The organism is Paenibacillus sp. J22R3, from assembly GCF_056269305.1.
In genome coordinates, this window is record NZ_JBWDNS010000002.1 from 1,170,236 (window position 1) to 1,192,535 (window position 22,300).

At 50.9% G+C, this 22,300-nt stretch carries 25 protein-coding genes; 20 read left to right on the plus strand and 5 right to left on the minus strand.

What is annotated here, in order from left to right:
- Nucleotides 1-6: 6 nt before the first annotated feature.
- The 3 genes from AC0YN4_RS13160 (at nucleotide 7) to AC0YN4_RS13170 (ending at nucleotide 1,427) form a co-directional block, all read left to right on the plus strand.
- Nucleotides 7-396 (plus strand): phage holin family protein, encoded by a 390-nt coding sequence (locus tag AC0YN4_RS13160; RefSeq protein ID WP_091214630.1) that lies wholly within the window; start codon nucleotides 7-9, stop codon nucleotides 394-396.
- A gap of 145 nt (nucleotides 397-541) precedes the next feature.
- Nucleotides 542-919: a YhjD family protein gene (locus tag AC0YN4_RS13165; protein ID WP_090982939.1), complete on the plus strand. Its 378-nt coding sequence runs from the start codon at nucleotides 542-544 to the stop codon at nucleotides 917-919.
- Between the two features lie 124 nt (nucleotides 920-1,043).
- Nucleotides 1,044-1,427, plus strand: coding sequence for a cupredoxin domain-containing protein (locus AC0YN4_RS13170; RefSeq protein ID WP_090982941.1), 384 nt, complete (start codon nucleotides 1,044-1,046; stop codon nucleotides 1,425-1,427).
- A gap of 50 nt (nucleotides 1,428-1,477) precedes the next feature.
- Here the strand turns inward: AC0YN4_RS13170 and AC0YN4_RS13175 are convergent, their stop codons facing one another.
- Nucleotides 1,478-1,738, minus strand: a complete 261-nt coding sequence (locus AC0YN4_RS13175; RefSeq protein ID WP_090982943.1) for a hypothetical protein — start codon at nucleotides 1,736-1,738, stop codon at nucleotides 1,478-1,480.
- Nucleotides 1,739-1,835: 97 nt separating this feature from the next.
- Between AC0YN4_RS13175 and AC0YN4_RS13180 the strand changes: the two genes are divergently transcribed.
- The 5 genes from AC0YN4_RS13180 (at nucleotide 1,836) to AC0YN4_RS13200 (ending at nucleotide 4,579) form a co-directional block, all read left to right on the plus strand.
- The gene (locus AC0YN4_RS13180; protein ID WP_475780173.1) at nucleotides 1,836-2,123 is read left to right on the plus strand and encodes a Dabb family protein; all 288 of its coding nucleotides are present in this window, start codon (nucleotides 1,836-1,838) and stop codon (nucleotides 2,121-2,123) included.
- A gap of 155 nt (nucleotides 2,124-2,278) precedes the next feature.
- Nucleotides 2,279-2,704: a DUF86 domain-containing protein gene (locus AC0YN4_RS13185; protein WP_475835982.1), complete on the plus strand. Its 426-nt coding sequence runs from the start codon at nucleotides 2,279-2,281 to the stop codon at nucleotides 2,702-2,704.
- A gap of 91 nt (nucleotides 2,705-2,795) precedes the next feature.
- Nucleotides 2,796-3,464, plus strand: a complete 669-nt coding sequence (locus AC0YN4_RS13190) for a helix-turn-helix transcriptional regulator (RefSeq protein WP_475835983.1) — start codon at nucleotides 2,796-2,798, stop codon at nucleotides 3,462-3,464.
- Between the two features lie 139 nt (nucleotides 3,465-3,603).
- Nucleotides 3,604-4,089 carry a hypothetical protein gene (locus tag AC0YN4_RS13195; RefSeq protein WP_475780176.1) on the plus strand — a complete coding sequence of 162 codons (486 nt, stop codon included), beginning with the start codon at nucleotides 3,604-3,606 and terminating at the stop codon, nucleotides 4,087-4,089.
- Nucleotides 4,090-4,159: 70 nt separating this feature from the next.
- Nucleotides 4,160-4,579 (plus strand): YtxH domain-containing protein, encoded by a 420-nt coding sequence (locus AC0YN4_RS13200; RefSeq protein WP_475835984.1) that lies wholly within the window; start codon nucleotides 4,160-4,162, stop codon nucleotides 4,577-4,579.
- 78 nt (nucleotides 4,580-4,657) lie between these two features.
- Here the strand turns inward: AC0YN4_RS13200 and AC0YN4_RS13205 are convergent, their stop codons facing one another.
- The gene (locus tag AC0YN4_RS13205) at nucleotides 4,658-5,563 is read right to left on the minus strand and encodes an AraC family transcriptional regulator (RefSeq protein ID WP_475780178.1); all 906 of its coding nucleotides are present in this window, start codon (nucleotides 5,561-5,563) and stop codon (nucleotides 4,658-4,660) included.
- Between the two features lie 175 nt (nucleotides 5,564-5,738).
- Between AC0YN4_RS13205 and melA the strand changes: the two genes are divergently transcribed.
- The 6 genes from melA to AC0YN4_RS13235 all read left to right on the plus strand — a co-directional run bounded on the left by melA (nucleotide 5,739) and on the right by AC0YN4_RS13235 (nucleotide 10,335).
- Nucleotides 5,739-7,037, plus strand: a complete 1,299-nt coding sequence (melA, locus tag AC0YN4_RS13210) for an alpha-galactosidase (RefSeq protein WP_475780179.1) — start codon at nucleotides 5,739-5,741, stop codon at nucleotides 7,035-7,037.
- A 214-nt stretch (nucleotides 7,038-7,251) separates the two neighbouring features.
- A complete protein-coding gene (racE, locus tag AC0YN4_RS13215; protein ID WP_475780180.1) occupies nucleotides 7,252-8,061 on the plus strand; it encodes a glutamate racemase in 810 nt (269 codons plus the stop codon).
- Between the two features lie 128 nt (nucleotides 8,062-8,189).
- Entirely contained in the window at nucleotides 8,190-9,410 is a 1,221-nt protein-coding gene (locus AC0YN4_RS13220; RefSeq protein WP_475780181.1) for a M14 family zinc carboxypeptidase, read from the plus strand.
- Between the two features lie 25 nt (nucleotides 9,411-9,435).
- Complete coding sequence (locus AC0YN4_RS13225) at nucleotides 9,436-9,675, plus strand: hypothetical protein (RefSeq protein WP_090982957.1); 240 nt, start codon at nucleotides 9,436-9,438, stop codon at nucleotides 9,673-9,675.
- A gap of 107 nt (nucleotides 9,676-9,782) precedes the next feature.
- Nucleotides 9,783-10,085, plus strand: a complete 303-nt coding sequence (locus AC0YN4_RS13230; protein ID WP_475780182.1) for an iron-sulfur cluster assembly accessory protein — start codon at nucleotides 9,783-9,785, stop codon at nucleotides 10,083-10,085.
- A gap of 25 nt (nucleotides 10,086-10,110) precedes the next feature.
- Entirely contained in the window at nucleotides 10,111-10,335 is a 225-nt protein-coding gene (locus tag AC0YN4_RS13235; RefSeq protein ID WP_090982961.1) for a YuzB family protein, read from the plus strand.
- 65 nt (nucleotides 10,336-10,400) lie between these two features.
- On the opposite strand, the gene AC0YN4_RS13240 is transcribed toward AC0YN4_RS13235, so the two are convergent.
- Both AC0YN4_RS13240 and AC0YN4_RS13245 read right to left on the minus strand, forming a co-directional pair.
- Entirely contained in the window at nucleotides 10,401-12,404 is a 2,004-nt protein-coding gene (locus AC0YN4_RS13240) for an LTA synthase family protein (RefSeq protein ID WP_475835985.1), read from the minus strand.
- Between the two features lie 26 nt (nucleotides 12,405-12,430).
- Entirely contained in the window at nucleotides 12,431-13,594 is a 1,164-nt protein-coding gene (locus AC0YN4_RS13245) for a THUMP domain-containing class I SAM-dependent RNA methyltransferase (protein ID WP_475780184.1), read from the minus strand.
- Nucleotides 13,595-13,735: 141 nt separating this feature from the next.
- Between AC0YN4_RS13245 and AC0YN4_RS13250 the strand changes: the two genes are divergently transcribed.
- On the plus strand, nucleotides 13,736-14,362 hold the full coding sequence (locus AC0YN4_RS13250) for an O-methyltransferase (protein WP_475780185.1): 627 nt from the start codon (nucleotides 13,736-13,738) through the stop codon (nucleotides 14,360-14,362).
- A 301-nt stretch (nucleotides 14,363-14,663) separates the two neighbouring features.
- On the opposite strand, the gene AC0YN4_RS13255 is transcribed toward AC0YN4_RS13250, so the two are convergent.
- Entirely contained in the window at nucleotides 14,664-15,884 is a 1,221-nt protein-coding gene (locus AC0YN4_RS13255) for an MFS transporter (protein ID WP_475780186.1), read from the minus strand.
- 184 nt (nucleotides 15,885-16,068) lie between these two features.
- Here AC0YN4_RS13255 and hemE point away from each other — a divergent pair, with 184 nt between their 5' ends.
- The 5 genes from hemE to AC0YN4_RS13280 all read left to right on the plus strand — a co-directional run bounded on the left by hemE (nucleotide 16,069) and on the right by AC0YN4_RS13280 (nucleotide 22,280).
- Nucleotides 16,069-17,145, plus strand: a complete 1,077-nt coding sequence (gene hemE, locus AC0YN4_RS13260) for a uroporphyrinogen decarboxylase (RefSeq protein WP_475780187.1) — start codon at nucleotides 16,069-16,071, stop codon at nucleotides 17,143-17,145.
- Entirely contained in the window at nucleotides 17,138-18,067 is a 930-nt protein-coding gene (hemH, locus tag AC0YN4_RS13265) for a ferrochelatase (RefSeq protein ID WP_475780188.1), read from the plus strand. The genes hemE and hemH overlap by 8 nt, the downstream gene beginning before the upstream one ends.
- 32 nt (nucleotides 18,068-18,099) lie before the next feature.
- The gene (gene hemG, locus AC0YN4_RS13270; RefSeq protein ID WP_475780189.1) at nucleotides 18,100-19,575 is read left to right on the plus strand and encodes a protoporphyrinogen oxidase; all 1,476 of its coding nucleotides are present in this window, start codon (nucleotides 18,100-18,102) and stop codon (nucleotides 19,573-19,575) included.
- Between the two features lie 162 nt (nucleotides 19,576-19,737).
- Nucleotides 19,738-20,829 carry an endospore germination permease gene (locus AC0YN4_RS13275; protein ID WP_475780190.1) on the plus strand — a complete coding sequence of 364 codons (1,092 nt, stop codon included), beginning with the start codon at nucleotides 19,738-19,740 and terminating at the stop codon, nucleotides 20,827-20,829.
- A complete protein-coding gene (locus AC0YN4_RS13280; protein WP_475780191.1) occupies nucleotides 20,829-22,280 on the plus strand; it encodes a spore germination protein in 1,452 nt (483 codons plus the stop codon). The genes AC0YN4_RS13275 and AC0YN4_RS13280 overlap by 1 nt, the downstream gene beginning before the upstream one ends.
- The last annotated feature ends 20 nt before the right edge of the window (nucleotides 22,281-22,300 follow it).

Here is a 22,300-nt window from a genome sequence, read left to right on the forward strand (position 1 = left end):
GAGGTTGTGCCGCATACGATCGTCTGCACCATCACAGCTTTGTTTGGATCACTTGTAACCTTCTCTTTCGGAATGTGGCCGGAATCCTTAACGCTCCTTCTCGTTGCGATGGGAACGGATTATATCACAGGTATTACGGCTGCTATTAAGGAGAAGAAACTAAACAGTTCCATAGGTTCATGGGGCATTGCCAGAAAAGGCATTATGCTCGTTGTCATACTGCTGGCGCACCGCATTGACATCTTACTGGAGCTTAGCAGCATAGCAATGGGCGGAGCCATATACTTCTATTTGGCGAATGAACTAATTTCGATTACCGAAAATCTAGGAAGAATCGGCGTTCCCATGCCGGACCGCCTTCGTCAACTTATAGAAGTGCTCAAGAACAAAAAGTAAAGTATAGCTCGCTTGTTTTGAGGCCATCCTGTTTGGGATGGTCTTTTTTTCTTATCCGAACACCGCCTACACGCCTTGCAACTTCAAATTGCACTTGTTATAATGAGAACAAATGTTCTTATGCGCAGTGCTTGGAGGGGTCAGTATGGCTGTAGATATGGCGGGGTCTTCAACGCCCGTTCAGATCGGCAAGGAGCTGGAATTAGTGAAACGCTACGTGCTGCTTGGTATCGTGAATCAAATTCTCGACCATGATATTCGAATCATTGGCGCGACTGCTACGAAGCTGCCGAGGCTTTACGAATCGATGATTAGAGGGCTCCAAGATCGGGTGCTGCTTGAGCTGGCTGCCATGCGCAGACAGTTTCGGGACAGCGGCATCGGCGTTGACAAGGAGAAGCGGAGCACGGCAGGACTCTGTGCAGAATACAGCTGCATGGGCTACCGGCATTCGTTCTCTATGCCATGGACCTTCGTGAAGGCTGAATCCGAGCGGCTGCTGAAGAGCTACTTGACGAGGTGACGTTCATCATTTTGTCAAAAAGCCGAAAAAAGTTTATTTACAGAAGCGGTTTAAGGTTGAGAAGAACGGACGATCTTATGTAATATAGGGAGTAGACATTTGATGAAAAGGGGAGCAAGAAGCAATGCATAAGTGGATTATGTTCATCGTTTTCGCAGCAGCTTCGGTTTTGGGCGTATACTTGCTGACGACTCAGCTTCCGGGTAAGCCGGTTGACGAGGCAGCGTCATTGCCGCCGGGCGTTACATTATTGAAAGTGGAAGCCTCATCTGACTTCGTATTCGACAAAGAAGAGTACAAAGTTAAAGCAGGCGATAAAGTAAAACTCAAATTGATCAATAAGAGCGGCGTGCACGGTCTTGCCATTCCTGATCTGGGTATTGATCTTCAAGGCGACAAGATGGAGCAAGAAGTGGTATTCGATAAACCGGGTAAATACGAGATGCACTGTGCCGTTGCTTGCGGAACAGGCCATCTAGAGATGAAGTCCGTTCTAATCGTTGAATAACAAGCAAAAAGGAGCCCGCAAACGGCTCCTTTTTTATCATTATCACTCCATTAGTCATACGAGCGGCGACGGCCTCTGCGGCTTCTGGCAACCGCGTAATCGCAGATGAAGCCGAGCAGTGCCCAGCTGGCGATCGTTAGCACATACATCAAGTACACATTGACCTCATGAATGTCCACGATCATGTCTGTAATCCAAGCCGGAACGCTGAACATGAAGAACACCAGATTATGTGGATCGTAGCCTGTCGAGTTATAAAGGCATAAAGCGACGCCGATAAGCGTTGCGGCAATCGTTACCGGATAGCGCATGCGTTGAATCTCCTTTACTGGAAGATTGACCTTGGGTTATTATGTGACAAAAGGATGTTCAGCATCCAACAAACATTGTCGAAGGAGCGAACTTATTATGATAACGCATATCGTATTGTTCAAATTGAAGGACGGCAGCCCGGAGAGCGTTGCGCGCACCGTTCAAGTGCTTAAGAATATGGAAGGCAAGATCGATGAGCTGCTATCCATTGAAGTAGGGACTGACGTTCTGCACTCGGAACGTTCGTATGACATCGCGCTGATTACGAAATTCGAATCCATGGACACGCTGGCGGCTTATCAGGTTCATCCGGTACATAAAGAAGTTATTGCGCATATAACGGAGGTTCGCGAAGCATCCGTATCTGTAGATTTCGAGAGCTAAGAAAAGGGTAAAGGGCGATTTAAATCATGGGTGACGTATTTGAAATGATGACTTACCTGATCGTCGTGATCATCAGTGCGATTGTCATGACGGTCTGGCTGAAACGCAAAGCACGCAAGAACAAGAGGTAATTACGGAACAGGGGTTTTGCAGGTATGTATTATGTAAACCGCGAGCAGCTGGCAGTGCGGCTGTCCGTCATCCCGGAAGTCACAATTGCGCTAACGCAGCTTGAGAAGAATTGGAATGGCAGCTTGCTGCAAGGTCTTGCTCAGGAGCGTGCATTGCATTTGGCGATCGAAACCGTCACAGATATAGGAAGCTATCTGATTGACGGATTTATTATGCGCGATGCGAGCAGCTATGAAGACATTGTTGCGATTATTGAAGGAGAGCGCGTGTATCCGGCAGAGCTGCAGGAAACGCTGCTTGAGCTTGTTCGGCTGCGCAAACCGCTCGTTCAAGATTATTTTGAATGGAACCGGGCCGAGCTTCATCCCTTAACGACGCAGCTGCCGGCAACGTTAATCGCATTTAAATCCGCTGTTGAAGCGTACCTCGTCCAAGAGCTGGGCAGCTAGCTGCCGGAGGCTGTTGTCGATTTACGAATCAGCGAAAATGCGTTACAATGACGACATTAGAACGCGCTGTAGTGCCGAAGGTGGTGAGGGAATGAAACAGGATGGAACTCCGACGAATATGCAGAAGGAGCCGCTATTCAGGCTGGAAGGTTCGACAAGGCAGACCGTGCTCAGGCTGCTCAAGACAAATGGACAGATGAATGCCGGTGAGCTCGCGAAGCATCTGCAAATTACGGAAATGGCTGTGCGACGCCATCTTGGCACGCTTGAGCGGGACGGTCTTATTGCGCCGACCATTGTGCGTCAGGCAATGGGGCGACCGACCCATATGTTCAGCCTAACGGAGCAAGCGGAGCTGTTATTCCCGAAGAACTACCATGTTCTCGCACTGGACTTGCTGGAAGAGCTGGAGGATGATCCGGAGACGGCCATTATCGTTGACCGGTTGTTTGAAGGCCGTAAACGCAAGCTGATCGAACGCTATGCTTATCGCATGGATGGGAAGTCGCTGGAGGAGAAAGTAACCGAGCTTGCTTCGATCCAGAACGAGGGCGGTTACATGGTATCACTCGAGAACGACGAGAACGGACTTGTGATGCACGAATACAATTGTCCCATTGCACAGGTGGCCAATCGCTATCAGCAGGCCTGCCAATGTGAGCTGTCATTATTTCAACAGCTGCTTGGAACGGACGTGGAACGAACGGAATGCTTGGCTAAGGGCGGCGGCAAGTGCAGCTACCGAATTGCAGGTTTATAAGCATAAAGAGGTATTAGGAGATGGTCCTAATGCCTCTTTTTTTTGCGAGTGTTGTGTCAAAACAAGCCCATGCTGGGTATTATGTCAGTAAGTAAATGGGCAATAGCCCGCAAGGCAGTACGTTAGGAGGTGTCCGCTCATGGATCGAATATGGCTTGAGGGAGCAGCGGTTGCTGCTTTCATCGCATTGGTAATTGGGATTTTGCTCTGGCTGCGATCAGCGGATCGCAAGCTGGGGAAGCTAATTCAAACAGCTGAAGCGATGGAGCAGTATACGCAGCATGCGGCAGCTCAGGTGACTGCGCTGATGGATCCGGTGACCGCAACTGTCAGAACCGTGCAGAAGCAGCTGGACGGCATGTCCAAAGTGGCAGAAGCAACGAAACGAATTGGCGATGCAGCGAATCAATTGTCTTTTACCGTGAACCGCGTTTCCACAGACCTGAACGAAACGGTTGAACGACATGCTGCAAGGTCAGGCGAGAAAGTGAAGCATGGTATCACAGAAGCGCTTGATTGGGCTGAGGTCAGTTATGCGGTGTGGCAGTTTTGGCAGAACAAACGGAAAGATAGCCGATCCTCTGCATGCTCGAGCTATAACCAAGGGCAGGATACTACTAACTAATTATACAGTCGCTATGCTGCTGCGCGAACCAAAGCAGCGCAAGCCGCTGTACCAAAGGAGTGTATTGAAGATGGCAAAAGTCAGTGGAAAGAAAAGTTTCTTAGTTGGTGCGATTGCAGGTGGCGTAATCGGTTCCGTAACCGCTCTGTTGCTTGCACCTAAATCAGGCCGTGAACTTCGTAAAGATATCGCAGACGGAACACAGGTTGTTACCGAGAATACCGTTCGTATTGCCGGCCAAGTAGGCGAATCGTCAACCCGTATCGCGAAACAAGTGGGCAGCGGCGTAACGGTAGCTGCAAGCAAAGCGAAAGAAACAGCAAGCACTGTTCTGGACAATGTTCGCAGCTGGCGCCAAGCCGGCAAAGAAGAAGTAGAAGAAGTGCTGGATGACGCCGGCGAGCTCGTGCACGAAGCAGGAGAAGCGGTTCAAGATAAAGTGGAAGAACTGACTCAAGAGAGCAAAGAAGAGCTTCAAACGATCAGTTAATCAATCGCATTACATTGTGAATGAACAAAAAGGCTTCGCTGCATGAGTTATGCGCGAAGCCTTTTTGTTGCCTGCATCCTATTTGAAATTTCGAGCATGCAGCCGGTACTCGGACGGTGAGTAACCGAATGTTTTGCGGAACTGCTTGGAGAAATAGAGAGCATCCGTGTAGCCGACAGAAGAAGCGACATGGTCGATCGACAGGTGATACTGGCCATTGAGCAGCTCCTTCGCTCGCTCCATCCGTACCTTGAGCAGAAATTGCATCGGTGACACGCCTGTCACTTGCTTGAACATCTTGGATAAATGCGTGCGATGATAGCCTAAGCTTCGCGATAAATCCTCGATCGAAATTTGCTGTGCATATTGATAAGACAGCCACCGAACCGCCTGTTTAATCTGCCTGTCAATGTCTGAAACGATAGCAATGGAATTAAAGGCCAGATTGCCTGCATTCAATAGTCCAAGCTCCTTCAGGAAGATGCGCAGCAGCCCGTTTGCTTCCAAATCGGCGAGTTCGGGAAACGGAGTGGACTCCAGCGTACCTCGAATTTTGCGATATAGCGCTGCAAGCGGACGAACATCGTCCGTATGAACGATGGGTCGTGATGGGGAGAAACCAAGCGTCAGCAGCAGATGCTCAGAGATATGTCCTTTGAAGGCAACCCACATATAATGCCAGGGTTCTTTCTCATCGGCTCTATAGGTAAACAGCTCATCCGGAAAAATAATAAAGGTATCGCCTTTCACGCACGAATAGCGGACCCCGTTGATTTCGAAGGTTCCACGGCCCGATAGCACGGTGTGCACGAGGTAATAGTTATGAACGGCTGGTCCAATGAAATGACCGGCAACCGGCTTGCCTTCCCCGCTGAAGAGCAGCGACAATTCACCTTGAGCCGGCTGAGTATTGTTGTAGTCTGTAAATTTATGATGATCTAATGTGCGGTGCAGGCTAGACTGCTTGTTGCCTGTATTCGGCATTTTTAAGGCCCCAATCCTCATCAATTCAGTAGGATAATTGTAGATCAAAAAACTACAAATGTACATATAAAACATGCTTTTTTTCCTACTCAATCCGCTATTCCCTGCACTATAGTAGAGAATAGAAGAAGACATTAATCCGCTTACATGGCGGACCATTTTCAAGGAGGATACAATGCCGAAAATTACTTTTATTGGTGCAGGAAGCACTGTGTTTGCAAAAAACGTACTGGGTGATGTATTGCACACACCAGCACTCCAAGGATTCGAAATCGCATTGTTTGACATTAACCTAGAACGCTTGTCCGACTCCGAAACGATGCTCAACCATATCAAGAATACGTGCGGAAGCACTTCCACTATTAAAGCGTACACGGATCGCAAGGAAGCACTTCGCGGTGCCAAATATGTCGTAAATGCCATTCAAGTTGGCGGCTACGATCCTTGTACGATTACAGACTTCGAAATTCCGAAGAAATACGGCTTGCGTCAAACGATCGCGGACACTGTAGGCATCGGCGGTATTTTCCGTAACCTGCGTACAATTCCGGTAATGCTGGATTTTGCTAAGGATATGCAAGAAGTATGTCCGGACGCGTTGTTCCTGAACTACACGAATCCGATGGCGGTACTGACCAACGTGATGAACACGTACGGCGGCATCAATACGGTAGGTCTCTGCCATAGCGTTCAAGTTTGCGTAGATCACCTCTTCGATAACCTCGGCATGGATATGACGGGCGTAAAGTCCAAAATCGCCGGTATCAACCACATGGCTTGGCTGCTTGAAGTATCCAAGGACGGCGTAGACCTGTATCCGGAAATCAAGCGCCGCGCTCGCGAGAAACAGAACGAGAAGCACTGGGATATGGTGCGTTTCGAAATGATGCTCAACTTCGGTTACTACATTACCGAATCGTCCGAGCACAACGCCGAGTACCACCCGTACTTCATCAAGCGCAATTATCCGGAGCTGATCGAGCGCTTCAATATTCCACTCGATGAGTACCCGCGCCGCTGCATCGAGCAAATCGGCAACTGGAAGAAGCTGAAGGAAGAGCTGGTAAGCAATCCGGAGCTGAAGCATAAACGTACGCATGAGTATGCATCGTACATCTTCGAAGCGATCGAAACGAACGTTCCGTTCAAAATCGGCGGTAACGTCATGAATACAGGCCTGATCACCAACTTGCCGAAAGAAGCTTGCGTAGAAGTTTCCTGCCTCGTTGACCGCAATGGCGTAACGCCGACATTCGTTGGCGATCTGCCGCCGCAATGCGCTGCGCTTAACCGCACGAATATCAATACGCAGCTGCTCACAATCGAAGCTGCAATGACAGGCAAACGCGAGCATATCTACCATGCTGCGATGCTTGATCCGCACACAAGTGCAGAGCTGTCGATGGATGATATCAAAGCAATGTGCGATGACCTGATCGTAGCGCATGGCGACTGGCTTCCAGCTTACAAATAAGTCGAAACCATAGATAAAGCCGCTCCGGCTGCTCGAGCAGATTTAGATGCTCTGGCAGTTGGGACGGCTTTTTCTTCTTTTTCCGGAAGCGCGCCAAGCATGTTGAGGTTTGTTGAACCTTGTCTGGAATTGCGCTAAGATGTAGGTACCTTTTCTTCATCGTATTCATATTCTATTGAAGTCCAGCCAAAACGTTCAAGAAAGCGGTGTGTCTGTGCAACAACCGATCGCAATATTGGATTCTGGTGTAGGCGGTTTGACAGTCGTCAAAGAAGTCATGCGCCAGCTTCCCCGGGAAAAAATCATGTATTTCGGCGATACCGCTCGTACTCCGTACGGTCCGCGGCCAGCTGAAGAGGTGACTCGGTTTACTAGGCAAATCGTTGATTATTTAATCCAATATCGCCCGAAAATGATTGTTATCGCCTGTAACACGGCAACGGCAGTCGCGCTTGAAGATATCCGCTCCCGTGTCGCGATTCCGGTAGTCGGTGTGATTTATCCCGGCGCTCGCGCGGCGAACGGTCGTACGCAAACAGGGATTGTCGGTGTCATCGGTACGGAAGGGACGATTCGCAGCAGCGCCTACGAACTTGCGCTGAAGCAGCTATCTCCGAACATTGAAGTCATCAGCCTCGCTTGTCCGCGTTTTGTTCCGCTTGTCGAACAGGGTAATTTTCGCTCGAAGGAAACACAAGAAGTGGTGGAATCGTCACTGGCTCCGCTGAAGAAACGCGATATTGACACGTTAATCTTAGGGTGTACCCACTACCCCTATTTATCGGATACGATCGCTTCCGTAATGGGCAGTGATGTGACACTCATCAATTCGGCAGATGAAACCGCTCGCGAAATCAGCACGATTCTGCATGACCGCAATCGTTTGACGCGTGATGGTAATATTCCCGTGCATCAATTCTTCTGCAGCGGAGACCCGCGCATGTTTAGGAAGATTGCCCAACAATGGTTAGGTGAGCAAATCGAACTAACGCCTGTCGTGTGGCAGGTGCCCAATATCGTATAGATGTTCCGTGAGCAAACCGGAGCCGCCTCCCTCAGTCGTATATGACAGGGGTGGCTCTTTTCTGTGTTTTGGCATGCGGGGCAGCGAAGCGGCATAGCATGTGACTAGACCTATTCAGAGGTGATCACATGCTGCATCCTTATGTTGTTCAGACCGGTGATACGCTGCTGCGAATTGCCCGCAGCTTCAGCATTAATCCTGAAGCTCTGTTAGCCGCCAATCCGCGGCTTCTTGCCGGCGAACGATTGAAGCCGGGGCTGCTGCTTGCTGTACCCGCACAGCCAACCTTTACTTATCGGGTAAACGCTGGCGATACGCTGCTGCGTATTGCAGCTCTTTTTGCTGTTTCCACACATGCACTGATTGCGGTGAACAGTCATATCGATCTCACCCAGTTACAGCTGGGCCAGCTCATTTGCATTCCGGTCGGGGGTTCCGGTCGCATCGTAAATGGAAGCGCTGAGTATGGCGCGAGGGAGCTGATGACAGATATCGAACTGCTTCAGGACAGCTATCCGTTTCTGCTGTGCAGACGAATCGGGCAGAGCGTTATGGGCAAACCGATTACCGCGCTCAGTCTCGGGGAAGGACCGTCCAAAGTGCATATCAATGCAGGCATGCATGCTAACGAATGGATTACAACGCCACTGTTAATGACATTCGCGGAGGATTTGGCACAGGCGGCAGCGACTGGGACTCGGATTTGCGGCGCTGATATTAGGTCGTTGTTGCGTAAGGTGACGCTGTGGCTCGTGCCGCTGGTTAATCCCGATGGGGCAGAGCTCGTCCAAGAAGGCATGAGTGAGGAACATCCCTTTTACCATGAGCTGCTGGACTGGAATAACGGTTCAACAAGGTTCTCAAAGTGGAAGGCGAACATCCGCGGCGTAGATTTGAATGATCAATTCCCGGCTTTCTGGGATGTTGAAGCAGAGCGGCGCGACGTGGCAGGTCCCGGTCCGCGGGATTACCCGGGGCTCAAGCCGTTATCGGAGCCGGAGGCACAGGCGCTTGCTGCTTTTACCGAGGAGGAGCAATTTGATCTTGTCGTTGCGCTGCATACGCAGGGACAGGAGATTTATTGGAACTACCGCGGCTATGAACCGCCGGAATCGGAGCTGATTGCCGCGAAACTAGCCAAAGCCAGCGGCTATAAAGCGGTGAAGCTGTCAGGAAGCGACGCCGGGTATAAGGATTGGTTTATCCAGGACTACCGGAAGCCGGGTTATACCGTGGAGGTCGGATATGGGGTTAATCCTTTGCCGATATCTTCGTTTCACGAGCTGTACGACGAGATAAAACCACTGCTCCTGACTGCTTTGGAGGCGGTCATTCCGGATATGCTATAATAGACGGAAGAAGGAGGCGGTTCCCATGAGGAAATTGCTTTCGCTCCGCCACTGGCGGACGGTGTTTGTCCGAATCTACCGCTTGCTGATCGCAAGGGAAGTTCGGCTGATGGACAAGCTGCTCTATGTTATTCCGGTACTGCTGTACTGGGTAATGCCGGATGTGTTGCCATTTCTGCCTATCGATGATATCGCGGTAACGATGATTGCCGCTGAATGGTACACGCGCTATATGGAACGCAAATACAGCAATCGATTGAGATAGCGGTTGAACAATGCTCCTCGTTTCTTTACAATAGGAGAGATGAAGAAAGAAGGAACGCCGGATATCCATGTTACGGCTGCATCCATAAATAAGGAGATGAATCGACGATGAATTGCAAAATTACCCGTAACGCTGCGAAAGTGCTTCGCGAAGAAGTGGACAACCCTGAGAACGAAGGCAAGTTTTTGCGTATTTTCATTACGCAATCGCACGGTGATCATGCCCACTACGGTATGAAGATGGACGATGCTACGGACAATGACGAAATCATTGAGACAGATAAAGATATCAAGGTTGTTCTGGAGAAAGGTGTAGAACTGCTGGATGGTGTCAGAATCGATTACTTCTATGTACCTCAAGAGGGCTTCATGATTTCCAACCCGACTAAAGGCAACCACGGCGACCATTAATTCGTAAACGGTTAGGGAGAGAAACATGGCTAACGATATTCTGATTTGCGATAAATGCAAACATATGCGTACGAAATCCATGCTGCCGAAACTCGAGCAGATGGCACCTGGCACGGAAATCAAAGTCGCGTGTAAATCTTACTGCGGACCATGCTCGAGATTTGCTTTCGTCTTCATTAACGGCCGCTATATTACGGCGCCGACCGAGGATGAAGTCATCGAGAAGGCACGCAAATATGTAAAGAAATAAAGTGGAGAACCCCCGGAAGGCTTCGATGTGAAGCTTGCCGGGGGTTCTTCTTGCGATTGCGCTGGTTATCGATCGAACATCGACTTGACAAGGTCATGCTCGATCACGAGATCCGATGCTTCAAGCTCAAGCCGACCGGCCGCTGCTCCTGCGGTGCAGGCGGTAGGGTCAGTGACCTCTTCGCCTGTAGAGAAGGCGTAGCACTTGCTGTGCTGAGGCAGCCCGTCCTCAGCCGGCAGATAGAGGACGGCTCCGTCCGTGAATGCTCCGTTTCGGAACACAATCCGTTTCTGATGCTGCTGCTTATCAGGCTGCGCAGTAATAAGCGGTGTTCCGATCATCGTTTGGTCAGCGCTGGAGATTCCGAGAAGATGGAGCACCGTTGGCGTAATATCCACCTGCCCGCCTACCTGCTCGTACGTACCGGCCCTCTCGTCATTGGGCAAATGCATGACGAAAGGAATTCCTTTCAGAATCCGGAATTGTTCGGTCTCGTTTAAAGGATGACCGAGGAAAGCTTCGAAGGGCTCCCGTTCCCGGATGGAATTATCGTGGTCGCCGTAGAACATGAAGAGCGATTGATCCCATAATCCGGTTGCCTTGAGCTCTTCAACCAAGCTGCCAATCGCAGCATCCACATAATGAACCGCCTCCAGATAATCGCCGAACATGGTGTTCTTGAAGGCGCCGACATCCAGGTTCTGCGCGGATTTCGGCAGTTGGTAGGGATGATGGCTGGAGAGCGAAATGAGGAAGGAGTAGAAAGGCTGCTTCTCGTTCACCATTCGATCGACGGATTGTTTAAAGAAGGATTTGTCTCCTAAGGACCATCCGATAGGCTCATCGATGTGGTACGAATTCTTGCTAAAGAAGGTATCGTATCCTAAGCGGTCGTACATCATATTGCGGTTCCAGAAGCCTCCGTCATAAGCGTGAAAGACGTTGGCGGTATAGCCATGGTCTTTCAACGTTTGCGGCATGCTGTCGTAGTCATGCTGTGCATAACGGATGAAGACGGAGCCGGAAGGCAGCGGCTGCAGCGACACGTTGGCAGCCAGATCGGCATCCGAGGTGCGTCCTTGTGCGGTTTGGTGATAGAAATTGCTGAAGTAGATGGATGATCCGATCAGCTTATTGATGTTCGGCGTGACCTCGACGCCATTAATCCGCTGGTTAATGACGAAGCTTTGAAAAGCTTCCAGTTGAAGCAGGATGACATTCTTCCCTTTGTATTTGCCGAACAGAGCATCGGATTCGAGCGCTTTGCGCTGTGCTGCACGAGTTTCAAACCATTGTTTCGCTTGGGCGATTTGCTCGGGAGTGACAGTGCTGTCTTGAAACCAGTGCTCATTCGCATACCGATACAGATCATAGCCATGGAAGCCGAGGACGCCGGTCACATTGTAGAGGGATAGATTCCACCAATTGCCCGTGAATAGCTCGGCTGCCCAGGTTTGTTTGGCATTATGCACCGGCACATAGACGAGCGTGAAGCCCATAATGAACAAGGCAATTCCGGCGGTCAAACGAAGAATGGCGATTCTGAGCCGTTTCGGCTTAAGGTAAGACAGCTGTACGCGGGTTCTTCGGTTTCTGCTGCGTATCCGGAAGATAGTGAACACGGCAAGTGGAAGCAACAGCAGCCAGTCGGCAAAAAACCACAGGTCTACGACGTTCAGCAGGGAACCGATGCTTTCCCCCAGCGCTCCAACCTGTCCGGCCTGCAAGAGCACCGGTACCGAGATGAGATCCTGAAAGTAGCGGAAGTAGATAAGATCGGCGTAGACGATGACTGTCAGGATGATGTTTAGCATAATGAGCGCGATTCTTCTTCCTTGTGGCGGCAGCCATAAGGTCCAGAAGGAGATTAAGGCCAGTGTTCCGGCTGCGGTCATCCAATCATCACGGTTCATAGCCATGTTCGGCACATGGATAAGCCGGTCGAACAACATGGCCTTAACGAGCATGAGTCCGATGAAGAGCAGCGGCTCCAGCGCGAGAAGGAGGGGAATAGCATAAAACGACGTCCGTTGCCGGCGCCGTTTTATGCTTCGAGAAGGTATAGGCATCGATCAAGTTTTCCTTTCGCAGCAGCTTACGATTTGGAAGGGCTGTCCGTTTTGTTGCGCGGAGGGAGCGGTCCAAAATACTGATAATACGTACATTCAATGCGGCCGTTGAACAGCTTCCGTTTCTTGTCCGCTTTGCGGCCGATCGTATCTTCAAACGTGCGAGACTGCGTTAATGCGAACATCGACCAAGTCGGGATATAGAGGGAGCTTAGTCCGAGCTGTCTGATCGCTTTCTCTGCTTCATCCTCGTCGCCAAGTCTTGTTCCATAAGGCGGGTTAGTGATGATGCAGCCGTAGTCGCCTTCCGGCTTCACACGGGAAACCGCCATTTGCTGCAGCTTTATTTCCTTCGCGAAGCCGGCTTTCTTCACGGCAGCCTCAGCGATTTCGAGTGCGCGCGGGTCGAGGTCGGAGCCCGTAATGTGAAGCGGGACGTTATCCTTCACGGAATCGAATGCTTCCTCGCGTGCTTGCTCCCAGAGCTCCTCAGGGATGATAGACCAGCCTTCGCTGTTAAATGTGCGACGAAGTCCCGGTGCGATGTTCCAGCCGATCATCGCGGCTTCAATCGGAATCGTGCCGGATCCGCAGAACGGATCATACAGCGGTCGTTCAGGGCGCCATCTGCTGAGGAGTATCATTGCTGCTGCCATCGTTTCTTTGAGCGGCGCTTCCGTTACCAGCTTGCGGTAACCGCGCTTATGCAACCCGGGGCCGGTCGTATCCAGTGTCAGCATCGCCACGTCATTCAGCAGCCAGACTTCGATGACATAACGCTGTCCGTTGTCCTCGTGGAACCACTCTGTGCCATAGACAGACTTCATTTTCTCCACGATTGCTTTCTTCACGATACTTTGGCAGGCGGGCACGCTGGTCAGCTGTGACTTATGCGAGCGCCCTTCCACCGGAAATTCAGCATCCTCGGGAATCCAATCCGGCCAATTGACCGCTTTGGTGCCTTCGAATAATTCTTCAAACGTTCTGGCGGGAAACTCCGCCATCTTGATCAATACGCGATCAGAGGTGCGGAGCCATAGATTGGCGCGGCAAATATCAGCCAGACCACCCGTAAAAATAACGCGTCCGTTCTCCACTCTCTGATCGGTGTAGCCAAGATCCATCAATTCGCGTGCGACGACTGCCTCAAGCCCCATAGGAGCCGTTGCAATCAACTGCAGTTTGTCCATTCGTGTATCACTCCGCCTAAGCATCATATAAGGAAACTTATACTTTCTTATCTTTCATAAAAATCATACAATCAAGTATAGGTCATCCAAGGGATTAATTACAAACATTACATTCTTTATTATGGAGAGGAGCAGGAAACGATGTCGACGGAACAGTACGTAGAACGGCTGCTTGGGGAAGATGCGGATTTGGCTCGGGTGCATCAGACGATCCAGCAATTAGGTATGCCGGAGATTTCGATTGCAGCCGGTTATGGTCGTCTGCTTACGATGTTAGTGCGCATGTCCGGTGCGAAGAATGTACTTGAGATCGGCGCGCTTGGCGGTTACAGCGGGATTTGCCTTGCAAGAGGCTTAACCGATGGCGGACGATTGACTTCGCTTGAGCTGCTGCAGAACTATGCGGATGTAGCGCGCGGTAGCTTGGAAGCAGCAGGTCTTGGCGATCGCGTGGAATACCGAGTCGGAGACGCAAAGGAGAGTTTGGCTGTGCTCGCAGAAGAAGGCCGCAAATTTGACTTCTTCTTCATCGACGCGGACAAAGAGAGCTACCCGCTCTATCTGGAGTGGGCGATCAAGCTCGCGAACCCTGGCGCGGTGATCACGGGAGACAACGCGCTGCTGCACGGAAGAACGATTGATCCCGAGAAGAACGGTCCATCGGTTCTCGCGATGCGCGAGTTCAATGAATCGATGGTCAGCGACGAGCGGCTCATTGGCACGCTGCTGCCGGCGTACGACGGCCTCGCTGTTGCGGTTGTGAAGTAAACTTGTTGAAGCAGCTGAGCATGAAGATGCTCAGCTGCTTTTTTTTTTAGTGCGGGGATGCTCTAACGAACCGTAGAGGTCTTATGAGCTCGAAATTCGAGGCATCGAGAATCTAACGAACCGTAGAGGTCTTATTGTGGGAAATTCGGCTCCAAACCCTCCCACAACCGTAGAATAAGACCTCCGTGGTTCGTTAGAATTTTATGAGAGCTATTTTGGATCAAATAAGCCCCGTACGGTTCGTTAGAGTTTCGCGGTAAGCAGACGGGGAGATAAACCTGCGTGATAATGACGGGCGCGACTACCGCTTTGCTTCACTAGGTATCGCTCGCTTGGATACAAGTGTCTGCCTGACCCAGACGGCATTGATCACAAACAGCGCCGAAGAGATGAGAAACACGCCGCGTATTCCCGTCCAGCCCGAGATGATGCCGCCGACGATCGGGCCAATCATGTTGCCGAGCGACAGCATGCTGCTGTTAATGCTGAACGCGCGGCTTTCCATGCCATCCGGGGTAAACCGGCGGACGAGCGAATTGACCGATGGAATGAGCCCGCCTAAGAAGCAGCCTTGCAGCAATCGGAACAGCAGGAGCTGCCACACCGAATCGGCAAAAGCCTGCGGAATGAACATCATCGCCGCTCCGATCAGCGAGATGCCGAGTATGCGCTCTTGGCCAATTCGGTCACTCAGCCTTCCAAGTAAAGGCGAGGCGACCATGTTAGAAAGGCCAGCCGCGGAGCCGACGAATCCGGCCCAGAATGCCAGATTCACGACTGTACCGTGCAAATCCTGCACATAGAGCGGCATGAGAGGCATCGGTCCGATAATCGCGAACTGCAGCAGGAACGTAACGGCGAAGAGCGACATCAGCTGCGGCACGCGTGAGAGCCGGCGGAAGCCGTCCATGACCGACAGGTTCGGACGGGCGGCCGCTTCCTGTCGATTGAAGCTCTCTCGAACGATGAAATAAGCCAATAGGGAAGCTAAGAACAGCAAGCTTCCGGTTAAATAGAATATCGGTCGATACCCGACGGCATCCGCGAGCAATCCGCCGATGAACGGCCCCAGAATGCTGCCCGCAATTCCGCCGGACTGCAGCGTCCCCATTGCGAAGCCCATCCGTTCCTTGGGCGTCGAAACCGAGATGAGCGAGACAGCCGCCGGATTGAAGCCGGAGATGGTGCCATTGACCATTCGCAGCAGCAGCAAATGCCATGGGGATGTGGCAAAGCCCATCAGGATCATAACGATGGCCATGCCGAAGCCGGAACGGAGCAGCATCATTTTGCGCCCGTAGCGGTCTGATAGTTTTCCCCACAACGGTTGAAAGAGGAAGGCGGTCACGAAGTTGCCCGCAAAAATCACGCCGGCCCATGTCGCGATTTCATGCTTATTGGTTAATCCAATGCGTTCCGACTGCAAATAAAGCGACATAAAAGGGATAATCATCGTCATTCCGCCCATGACGAGAAATTGACCGAACCAGAGGACGGCCAGATTTTTCTTCCACTGTTCCATTTCGATTCTCCAATCACAAGACTCAGATTTGACACGCTGTAAACATCGTAACGACAGTATAACATAGCCGAAACCTAACATTGTCATATGTTTGTCAATGATAGCAGGGGACGGGCGGTTGTTACACTTGGGCAAAAAGGGCATAATGGAAACGTAGGGAAAACGATAGAAATGGGGAACTTCAATGAGCTACAACGACCTATTCCTCCGCGCGTGCAGAGGAGAACAAGTCGATCGCTTACCCGTCTGGTATATGCGACAAGCGGGACGTTACGATCCCGATTACCGTAAAATAAAAGAAAATTACTCGCTGCTCGAAATTTGCAAGAGACCGGAATTGGCTGCAGAGGTTACGATGATGCCAATAAAGAAACTCGGTGTGGATGCAGCGATCTTGTATTCCGATATTATGAATCCGGTCGCGTCGATCGGCATCGATTTTGACATTGTGGCTAATGTTGGCCCGGTCATAGCGAATCCGATCCGCTCGGCAGCGGATGTTGCTAAGCTTAAGCCGATCGATGTGGAAGGCGATTTGTCCCACGTATTAGAGACGATTCGCATCTTGGACCGCGAGCTTGATGTACCGCTTATTACGTTCGCGGGTGCACCATTTACGATTGCAAGCTACTTGATTGAAGGCCGTCCATCGAAGTCGTACATTCGAACAAAGTCGCTGATGTACTCAGAACCGGCAGTTTGGTTCCAACTGATGGATAAACTAGGTGACATGGTTATTGCTTATCTTCGGGCGCATGTAAACGCAGGCGGCAAGGCGTTCCAACTGTTCGACAGCTGGGTTGGCGCGCTTGCTCCGCATGATTTCAAGACGTTTGTATTGCCGACCATTGAACGGATTTTCAGCGAGCTTTCGGACCTGCCGCAGCCAAAAATTTATTTCCCGGGCGTAGCGTCCGGCGAGCTGCTTCCTACCCTAAAGAATGTTAAAGCTGATGTCATCGGCTTAGACTGGCGCGTGCCGATTGCAGAAGGTCGTCGTAGACTTGGCGGTTCTTTCGCTGTACAAGGGAATCTTGATCCGTATGTACTCACCGCACCAATGGAAGTCATCAAAGAACATGCGAAAGCCATCATTGACGAAGGCATCAAGCAGCCGGGTTTTGTATTCAACCTAGGTCACGGCTTGTTCCCGGAAGCATCACTCGACAAGCTGCGTGAGCTTACCGAGTTTGTTCATGATTACTCCGCTGAAGCAATGAAGGCGTTAGGCGGTAAGCAGGAGGAGCTTCTCCATGGCTAAAGGTAAAATTGGCGTACTTGTTATGTCTTACGGAACGCCGGAGAGCATGGACGGGATTGAAGAATATTACACGCATATCCGCAGAGGTCATGCGCCGACACCGGAACAGTTGGCTGAACTGAGCAGCCGTTACGAAGCAATTGTCGGCGGCGTGTTCCCGCTGCGTGAGAATACAAACCGTCAAGTGGCAGGCCTGCAGGCCGCTCTTGACGCTGCAGCACCAGGCCGCTATAGCTGCTATCAAGGCTTGAAGCATGCTCGCCCTTATATCGAAGACGGCGTTTCGGCAATGGCTGCAGATGGCATTAAGCATGCGGTAGGCATTGTGCTGGCGCCGCACTACTCCACGATGAGCGTCGGCAGTTATATGAAACGTGCGCAAGAGAAGGCGGAAGAGCTGGGCATTCAATTTGCAACGGTAGAAAGCTATCATACGCATCCGAAGCTGGTTGAAGCGCTCGTGACGCGCGTTAAAGCGGCACGTGAAGCCCTTCAAGACGCTCAGCCTGTACAAGTACTCTTCAGCGCGCACAGTTTGCCGGTCAAAATTCGCGAGATGGATGATCCTTACGAGCAGCAGCTGCTAGAGACATCCAAACTTGTAGCGGATGGAGCGGGTGTAACGGACTGGCAGTTTACATGGCAGAGCGCGGGCCGTACCCGTGAGCCGTGGCTTGGGCCGGACATCCTCGAAACGATGAAGGAAACCGCGGCGGCTGGCTATAAAGGCGTGCTGGTTGCTCCGATCGGTTTCGTATCCGAGCATTTGGAAGTGCTGTATGATGTTGATATTGAAGCGCAAGCAGAAGCCCGCGAACTCGGCATTAAACTGCAGCGTATCGAGATGCTGGGCACAGATCCGCTCTATATGGAAACATTGGCCGATTCCGTTCAAGACGCAGCAAGAGCGGAATTCGTTTAGCAGATAGCGTTACTACAGAGGAGATGACTCGCATGCGGGGGAACGGTAAGCTTGATCGCTTCGTCGTTATCGGAGGCGGTATCAGCGGACTCAGCTCCGCTTTTTATTTGCTCAAGGAAGCGAAGCAGCGCGGCCGGGAAGCGGTCATTACGCTCGTGGATCCATCGGAGAGAATCGGCGGCAAAATCAACACGCTTCGGCGTGACGGCTTCGTTATTGAGCGCGGTCCGGATTCCTTCCTGGCACGCAAGACGCCGATTATTGATTTGGCCTATGATCTTGGCATCGAGCATGAATTGACCGGCACCAACCCGGCTGCCAAGAAAACATATATCCTTCATCATGGCAAGCTGCATGCGATGCCTCCGGGTCTCGTACTTGGAATACCAACGGAAATTGCACCTTTTGCCAAGACGAGCCTGCTGACATGGAAAGGCAAGCTTCGCGCCGCGATGGATTTCATACTGCCGGCAAGCAAAGAAACAGGCGACGAATCCATCGGAGACTTCCTGTCTCGTCGATTGGGAAGCGAAGTCATGGAGCGGGTTGCGGAGCCGCTGCTCGCGGGTATTTATGCCGGAGAGCTGCGGAATTTGAGCCTGGCGGCGACATTTCCTCAGTTTCGAGATGCTGAACGTAAGCATGGCAGCTTGATTAGAGGGATGCGCGCCAATAAGCGGAAGGCTGCTTCAGCAGCGCCAAGTGTGAGCAGAGTGCCTGCAGCCGTCAAGAACAGCATGTTCCTGACGTTTAAAGGCGGTCTAACCACGATGCTGGAAGCGCTGGATTCTGCCCTGTCCAATGTGGAGCGGCGAATGGGACGGAAGGCAGTCGCTTTCCGCCAAAATGATCCCGATGAGTATGGTGAAGATTCAGCGCCGTATGAAGTACTGCTGAGCGACGGTGAGATTCTGGAGGCAGATGGCATCGTAATTACAGCGCCTGCTTATGATGCCGCAGATTTACTGGAGCCGCACATGAACGTTGATGCGCTTCGTGACATTCGTTACGTATCGGTAGCTAACGTCGTCATGGCTTTCGATAAAGCCTCGCTAGGCGTGAATTTTGATGGATCAGGGTTCGTCGTCCCTCGTTCAGAGGGAACTACGATTACAGCTTGTACATGGACATCGGCCAAATGGCTGCATTCCAGCCCAAGCAATAAAGTGCTGCTGCGCTGCTATGTCGGTCGCGCCGGCGATGAAGCGGTTGTTGATTTACCGGACGATGTCCTAAGAGAAGCCGTTCGGAGCGACATTCGACTGGTGATGGGGATCACGGCAGAGCCGCTGTTCACTGAAATTACCCGCCTGCATCGTTCCATGCCGCAATATCCGGTCGGCCATCTTCAGAAGACCGCGCAGCTTCGTACGAAGCTGCGTGCAGAGATGCCCGGTGTATGGTTAACCGGTGCTGCATTCGATGGTGTCGGGCTGCCGGACTGCATCCGCCAAGGGAAGGAAGCCGCCTCCGGCGTCTATAAGTCGCTGCTCGGCGAGTATAAATAAGTCACGCCGAATACGGCTTGACGATCTTAAGCAAACGTCTAAATAAGAGAGAGTGTCGACATTGTCGGCACTCTCTTTTTGTACGCTTCGATACAGGCTTCGGATTAATTTGGGAAAAGAGGAAATGATAAGCACAACTATCGTTAAGGTGTGAAGCGTACGATGCGTCAAAGAAAGCTCTCGGTTTTACAAGTCGTTCTTCTCCTTCTTACTACCACAGTGATAACGAATCAAAATATTATCGTTCCGCTGCTTCTGGACTCTGCCGGAAGAGATGCGTGGTTTAGCGTCCTTTTGGCCTTTGTCCCGGGTATTCTCTTGTTAGGCGTAATGAAACATATTATGACTACGACCGGACAAGAAGCCATCATTCCTTGGGTAAAACGTAAATTCGGTGCTTTCGCGAGTACACTTCTGGGTTTGATCCTTTTCCTTTATTTATTCTCGAGTTGTGTCATTGCATTAAAGGATACGACCAATTGGGTTGATGTGACGTTTCTGCCGGAGACGCCGGGTTTCGTAATCGCCGCCGCATTGACCGTCATATGTTTTTTTGCCGCTTATGCCGGACTTTGGTCCATCACGGTTTGCGCTGGTATTTTGCTGCCATTTGTCTTTGTATTCGAAGGCTTCATGGTCACCGCGAATATTCAATTCAAAAATTTTCATTATATTACGCCGATGTTGGCGAACGGATTTTCGCCCCTATCAGATGGACTTATTTATTCAACCAATGGGGTTCTTGAGATCCTGCTTCTCCTCTTGATTCAGCAGCACTTAAAGGAGAAGGTGCGCTATAGCTCATTAATGATTCTGTTGATTATCACCGTTGGCATGATCCTCGGTCCTCTGCTGGAATCCATCGTGGATTTCGGACCCGCTGAAGCATCCAGACAGCGATTTCCTACCTTTGAACAGTGGGGTCTAGTCACCTTGGGCAAAAATGTCGCTCATTTAGATTTCTTATCGATCTTCGAATGGCTAAGCGGCTCTTTTATCCGAATCTCCTTATGTATGTATGTGATGGTTGAGCTCCTTCAACTGAAGAAGTCTGCCATTCGCAAACTGATCCTTTATATCATTACGATCATTATGTTCATCGTTCCGCTGCTGCCGATAAGCGATGCATTGTTCGTATGGTTTTTGCGTGAGTTCTATTATTCAGTGTTATTGCTCCTTATTGTGGGCGTTTTGTCGATATTGTTCCTGTTCTCGATAATCGTACGCGTGAAGGAAAGGGTGAGTCCGAGTTAATGACGGCTGTTCCAGACCACAAATCTATCGAAGAAACATTACGAGCATTGTTCAATCGAAGCTCGGATGTCATCTTCCAGCGTGTTCGTTTATTGAGCGAAGATGTAAGTTGGGAAGTGCTGTTGATTCACTGCGAGGGGTTATCGGACAGCAAACGGATCGATCAAATCGTGATGCCGCAGCTTGAGAAGCTAACGGCGGATCAAGTGAAAGAAGGCAAGATCGGAAACTTATCCTTCCAGCCACTGGAAAATAACGCGCAGGCCATTGTTGATGCAGTATTCTCGGGCAAACTCCTGCTATTGTTCGATACCAACAGCTCCTTATTTATGCTTGATATCTCCAATCCTCCTCAGCGCCAGCCGGAGGAATCCAATACGGAAGTATCGGTAAAAGGTCCGAGGGACGGTTTCACGGAACAGATTTCTACGAATATCGCCCTTATCCGTAAACGGCTTCGTACGGAATCGTTGTGCTGCGAGAGTTATGTGATTGGCCGAAGGTCTCGGACGAAGGTGGCACTTCTCTATGAAGACGATATTATGAATCCGGCTATTATTGAGATGGCGCGCCAGCGGATACAACGCATAGATGTGGATGCGCTGGTCAGCAGCGAGGAGCTTGCCGAGGCGATTTCGGATTCGCCATTTGGCTTGTTCCCCTTGGTCGATTATATCGGACGTCCGGATTTTGCGGTGGAGGCATTGCTGCGGGGAAGATTCATCGTCATCGTGGATGGCACACCAATGGTATTAATTGCTCCGACTACGCTGTCATCGCTGCTTAAGACGCCTGAAGATATTCATGCCTCCTATCTATATGTAGCCTTCGAATCTCTGCTGAGGTATATAGGACTGTTCTTGGGAATTTTTGTTCCCGGTTTTTATATAGCACTGACTACGTTTCACATGGATCAAATCCCGATTACGACCTTGGCAAGCGTAATCAACGTTCGAAGAGGCCTGCCGATTCCGGCGCCTTTGGAAGCTTTCCTCATGCAAATCACGTTTGAATTGTTTCGCGAAGCGGGCATCAGACTTCCGAAAGGGGTCGGACAAACGGTAACCGTCGTGGGAGGACTGTTTATCGGACAAGCTGCTATCGAGGCAGGCTTGACCTCTCCGGCTATGCTGGTCGTTACCGCGATGTCGATGGTCGCTACCTATACATTAGTCAATCAATCGCTTGGCGGGCTCGTTACAGCGCTGCGATTATTTGTTTTAGGTTGCGCTGCATTTTTGGGCATGTATGGTTTTTTTCTGGGGATGTTCGCGATTCTTTTGTATCTATCAACGCTCGAATCCTTTGGCGTCCCGTATTTGGCACCTATGTCGCCGCCAGTATTTAAAGATTTGCTTATGGCTGTCATGACCAAACCGAGAGTGCTTAACCGCACAAGGCCCCTCATTTACAGGACTGGAGACCGCGTTAGAAAGGAGAAAAGAAATTGAACAGATTGGTCGGAGTTCTG

What these genes read in the sequence shown, in the direction of transcription:
- AC0YN4_RS13175 (WP_090982943.1), bottom strand. Translation starts at nt 1,738, where the DNA reads ATGCGCTATCCGGTAACGATTGCCGCAACGCTTATCGGCGTCGCTTTA.
- AC0YN4_RS13245 (WP_475780184.1), bottom strand. Translation starts at nt 13,594, where the DNA reads ATGGACAAACTGCAGTTGATTGCAACGGCTCCTATGGGGCTTGAGGCA.
- hemG (WP_475780189.1), top strand. Translation starts at nt 18,100, where the DNA reads ATGCGGGGGAACGGTAAGCTTGATCGCTTCGTCGTTATCGGAGGCGGT.
- AC0YN4_RS13195 (WP_475780176.1), top strand. Translation starts at nt 3,604, where the DNA reads ATGGATCGAATATGGCTTGAGGGAGCAGCGGTTGCTGCTTTCATCGCA.
- AC0YN4_RS13180 (WP_475780173.1), top strand. Translation starts at nt 1,836, where the DNA reads ATGATAACGCATATCGTATTGTTCAAATTGAAGGACGGCAGCCCGGAG.
- AC0YN4_RS13235 (WP_090982961.1), top strand. Translation starts at nt 10,111, where the DNA reads ATGGCTAACGATATTCTGATTTGCGATAAATGCAAACATATGCGTACG.
- AC0YN4_RS13165 (WP_090982939.1), top strand. Translation starts at nt 542, where the DNA reads ATGGCTGTAGATATGGCGGGGTCTTCAACGCCCGTTCAGATCGGCAAG.
- melA (WP_475780179.1), top strand. Translation starts at nt 5,739, where the DNA reads ATGCCGAAAATTACTTTTATTGGTGCAGGAAGCACTGTGTTTGCAAAA.
- AC0YN4_RS13240 (WP_475835985.1), bottom strand. Translation starts at nt 12,404, where the DNA reads ATGCCTATACCTTCTCGAAGCATAAAACGGCGCCGGCAACGGACGTCG.
- AC0YN4_RS13250 (WP_475780185.1), top strand. Translation starts at nt 13,736, where the DNA reads ATGTCGACGGAACAGTACGTAGAACGGCTGCTTGGGGAAGATGCGGAT.
- hemE (WP_475780187.1), top strand. Translation starts at nt 16,069, where the DNA reads ATGAGCTACAACGACCTATTCCTCCGCGCGTGCAGAGGAGAACAAGTC.
- AC0YN4_RS13225 (WP_090982957.1), top strand. Translation starts at nt 9,436, where the DNA reads ATGAGGAAATTGCTTTCGCTCCGCCACTGGCGGACGGTGTTTGTCCGA.
- AC0YN4_RS13185 (WP_475835982.1), top strand. Translation starts at nt 2,279, where the DNA reads ATGTATTATGTAAACCGCGAGCAGCTGGCAGTGCGGCTGTCCGTCATC.
- AC0YN4_RS13220 (WP_475780181.1), top strand. Translation starts at nt 8,190, where the DNA reads ATGCTGCATCCTTATGTTGTTCAGACCGGTGATACGCTGCTGCGAATT.
- AC0YN4_RS13205 (WP_475780178.1), bottom strand. Translation starts at nt 5,563, where the DNA reads ATGCCGAATACAGGCAACAAGCAGTCTAGCCTGCACCGCACATTAGAT.
- AC0YN4_RS13280 (WP_475780191.1), top strand. Translation starts at nt 20,829, where the DNA reads ATGACGGCTGTTCCAGACCACAAATCTATCGAAGAAACATTACGAGCA.
- AC0YN4_RS13200 (WP_475835984.1), top strand. Translation starts at nt 4,160, where the DNA reads ATGGCAAAAGTCAGTGGAAAGAAAAGTTTCTTAGTTGGTGCGATTGCA.
- AC0YN4_RS13190 (WP_475835983.1), top strand. Translation starts at nt 2,796, where the DNA reads ATGAAACAGGATGGAACTCCGACGAATATGCAGAAGGAGCCGCTATTC.
- AC0YN4_RS13275 (WP_475780190.1), top strand. Translation starts at nt 19,738, where the DNA reads ATGCGTCAAAGAAAGCTCTCGGTTTTACAAGTCGTTCTTCTCCTTCTT.
- AC0YN4_RS13255 (WP_475780186.1), bottom strand. Translation starts at nt 15,884, where the DNA reads ATGGAACAGTGGAAGAAAAATCTGGCCGTCCTCTGGTTCGGTCAATTT.
- AC0YN4_RS13170 (WP_090982941.1), top strand. Translation starts at nt 1,044, where the DNA reads ATGCATAAGTGGATTATGTTCATCGTTTTCGCAGCAGCTTCGGTTTTG.
- hemH (WP_475780188.1), top strand. Translation starts at nt 17,138, where the DNA reads ATGGCTAAAGGTAAAATTGGCGTACTTGTTATGTCTTACGGAACGCCG.
- AC0YN4_RS13230 (WP_475780182.1), top strand. Translation starts at nt 9,783, where the DNA reads ATGAATTGCAAAATTACCCGTAACGCTGCGAAAGTGCTTCGCGAAGAA.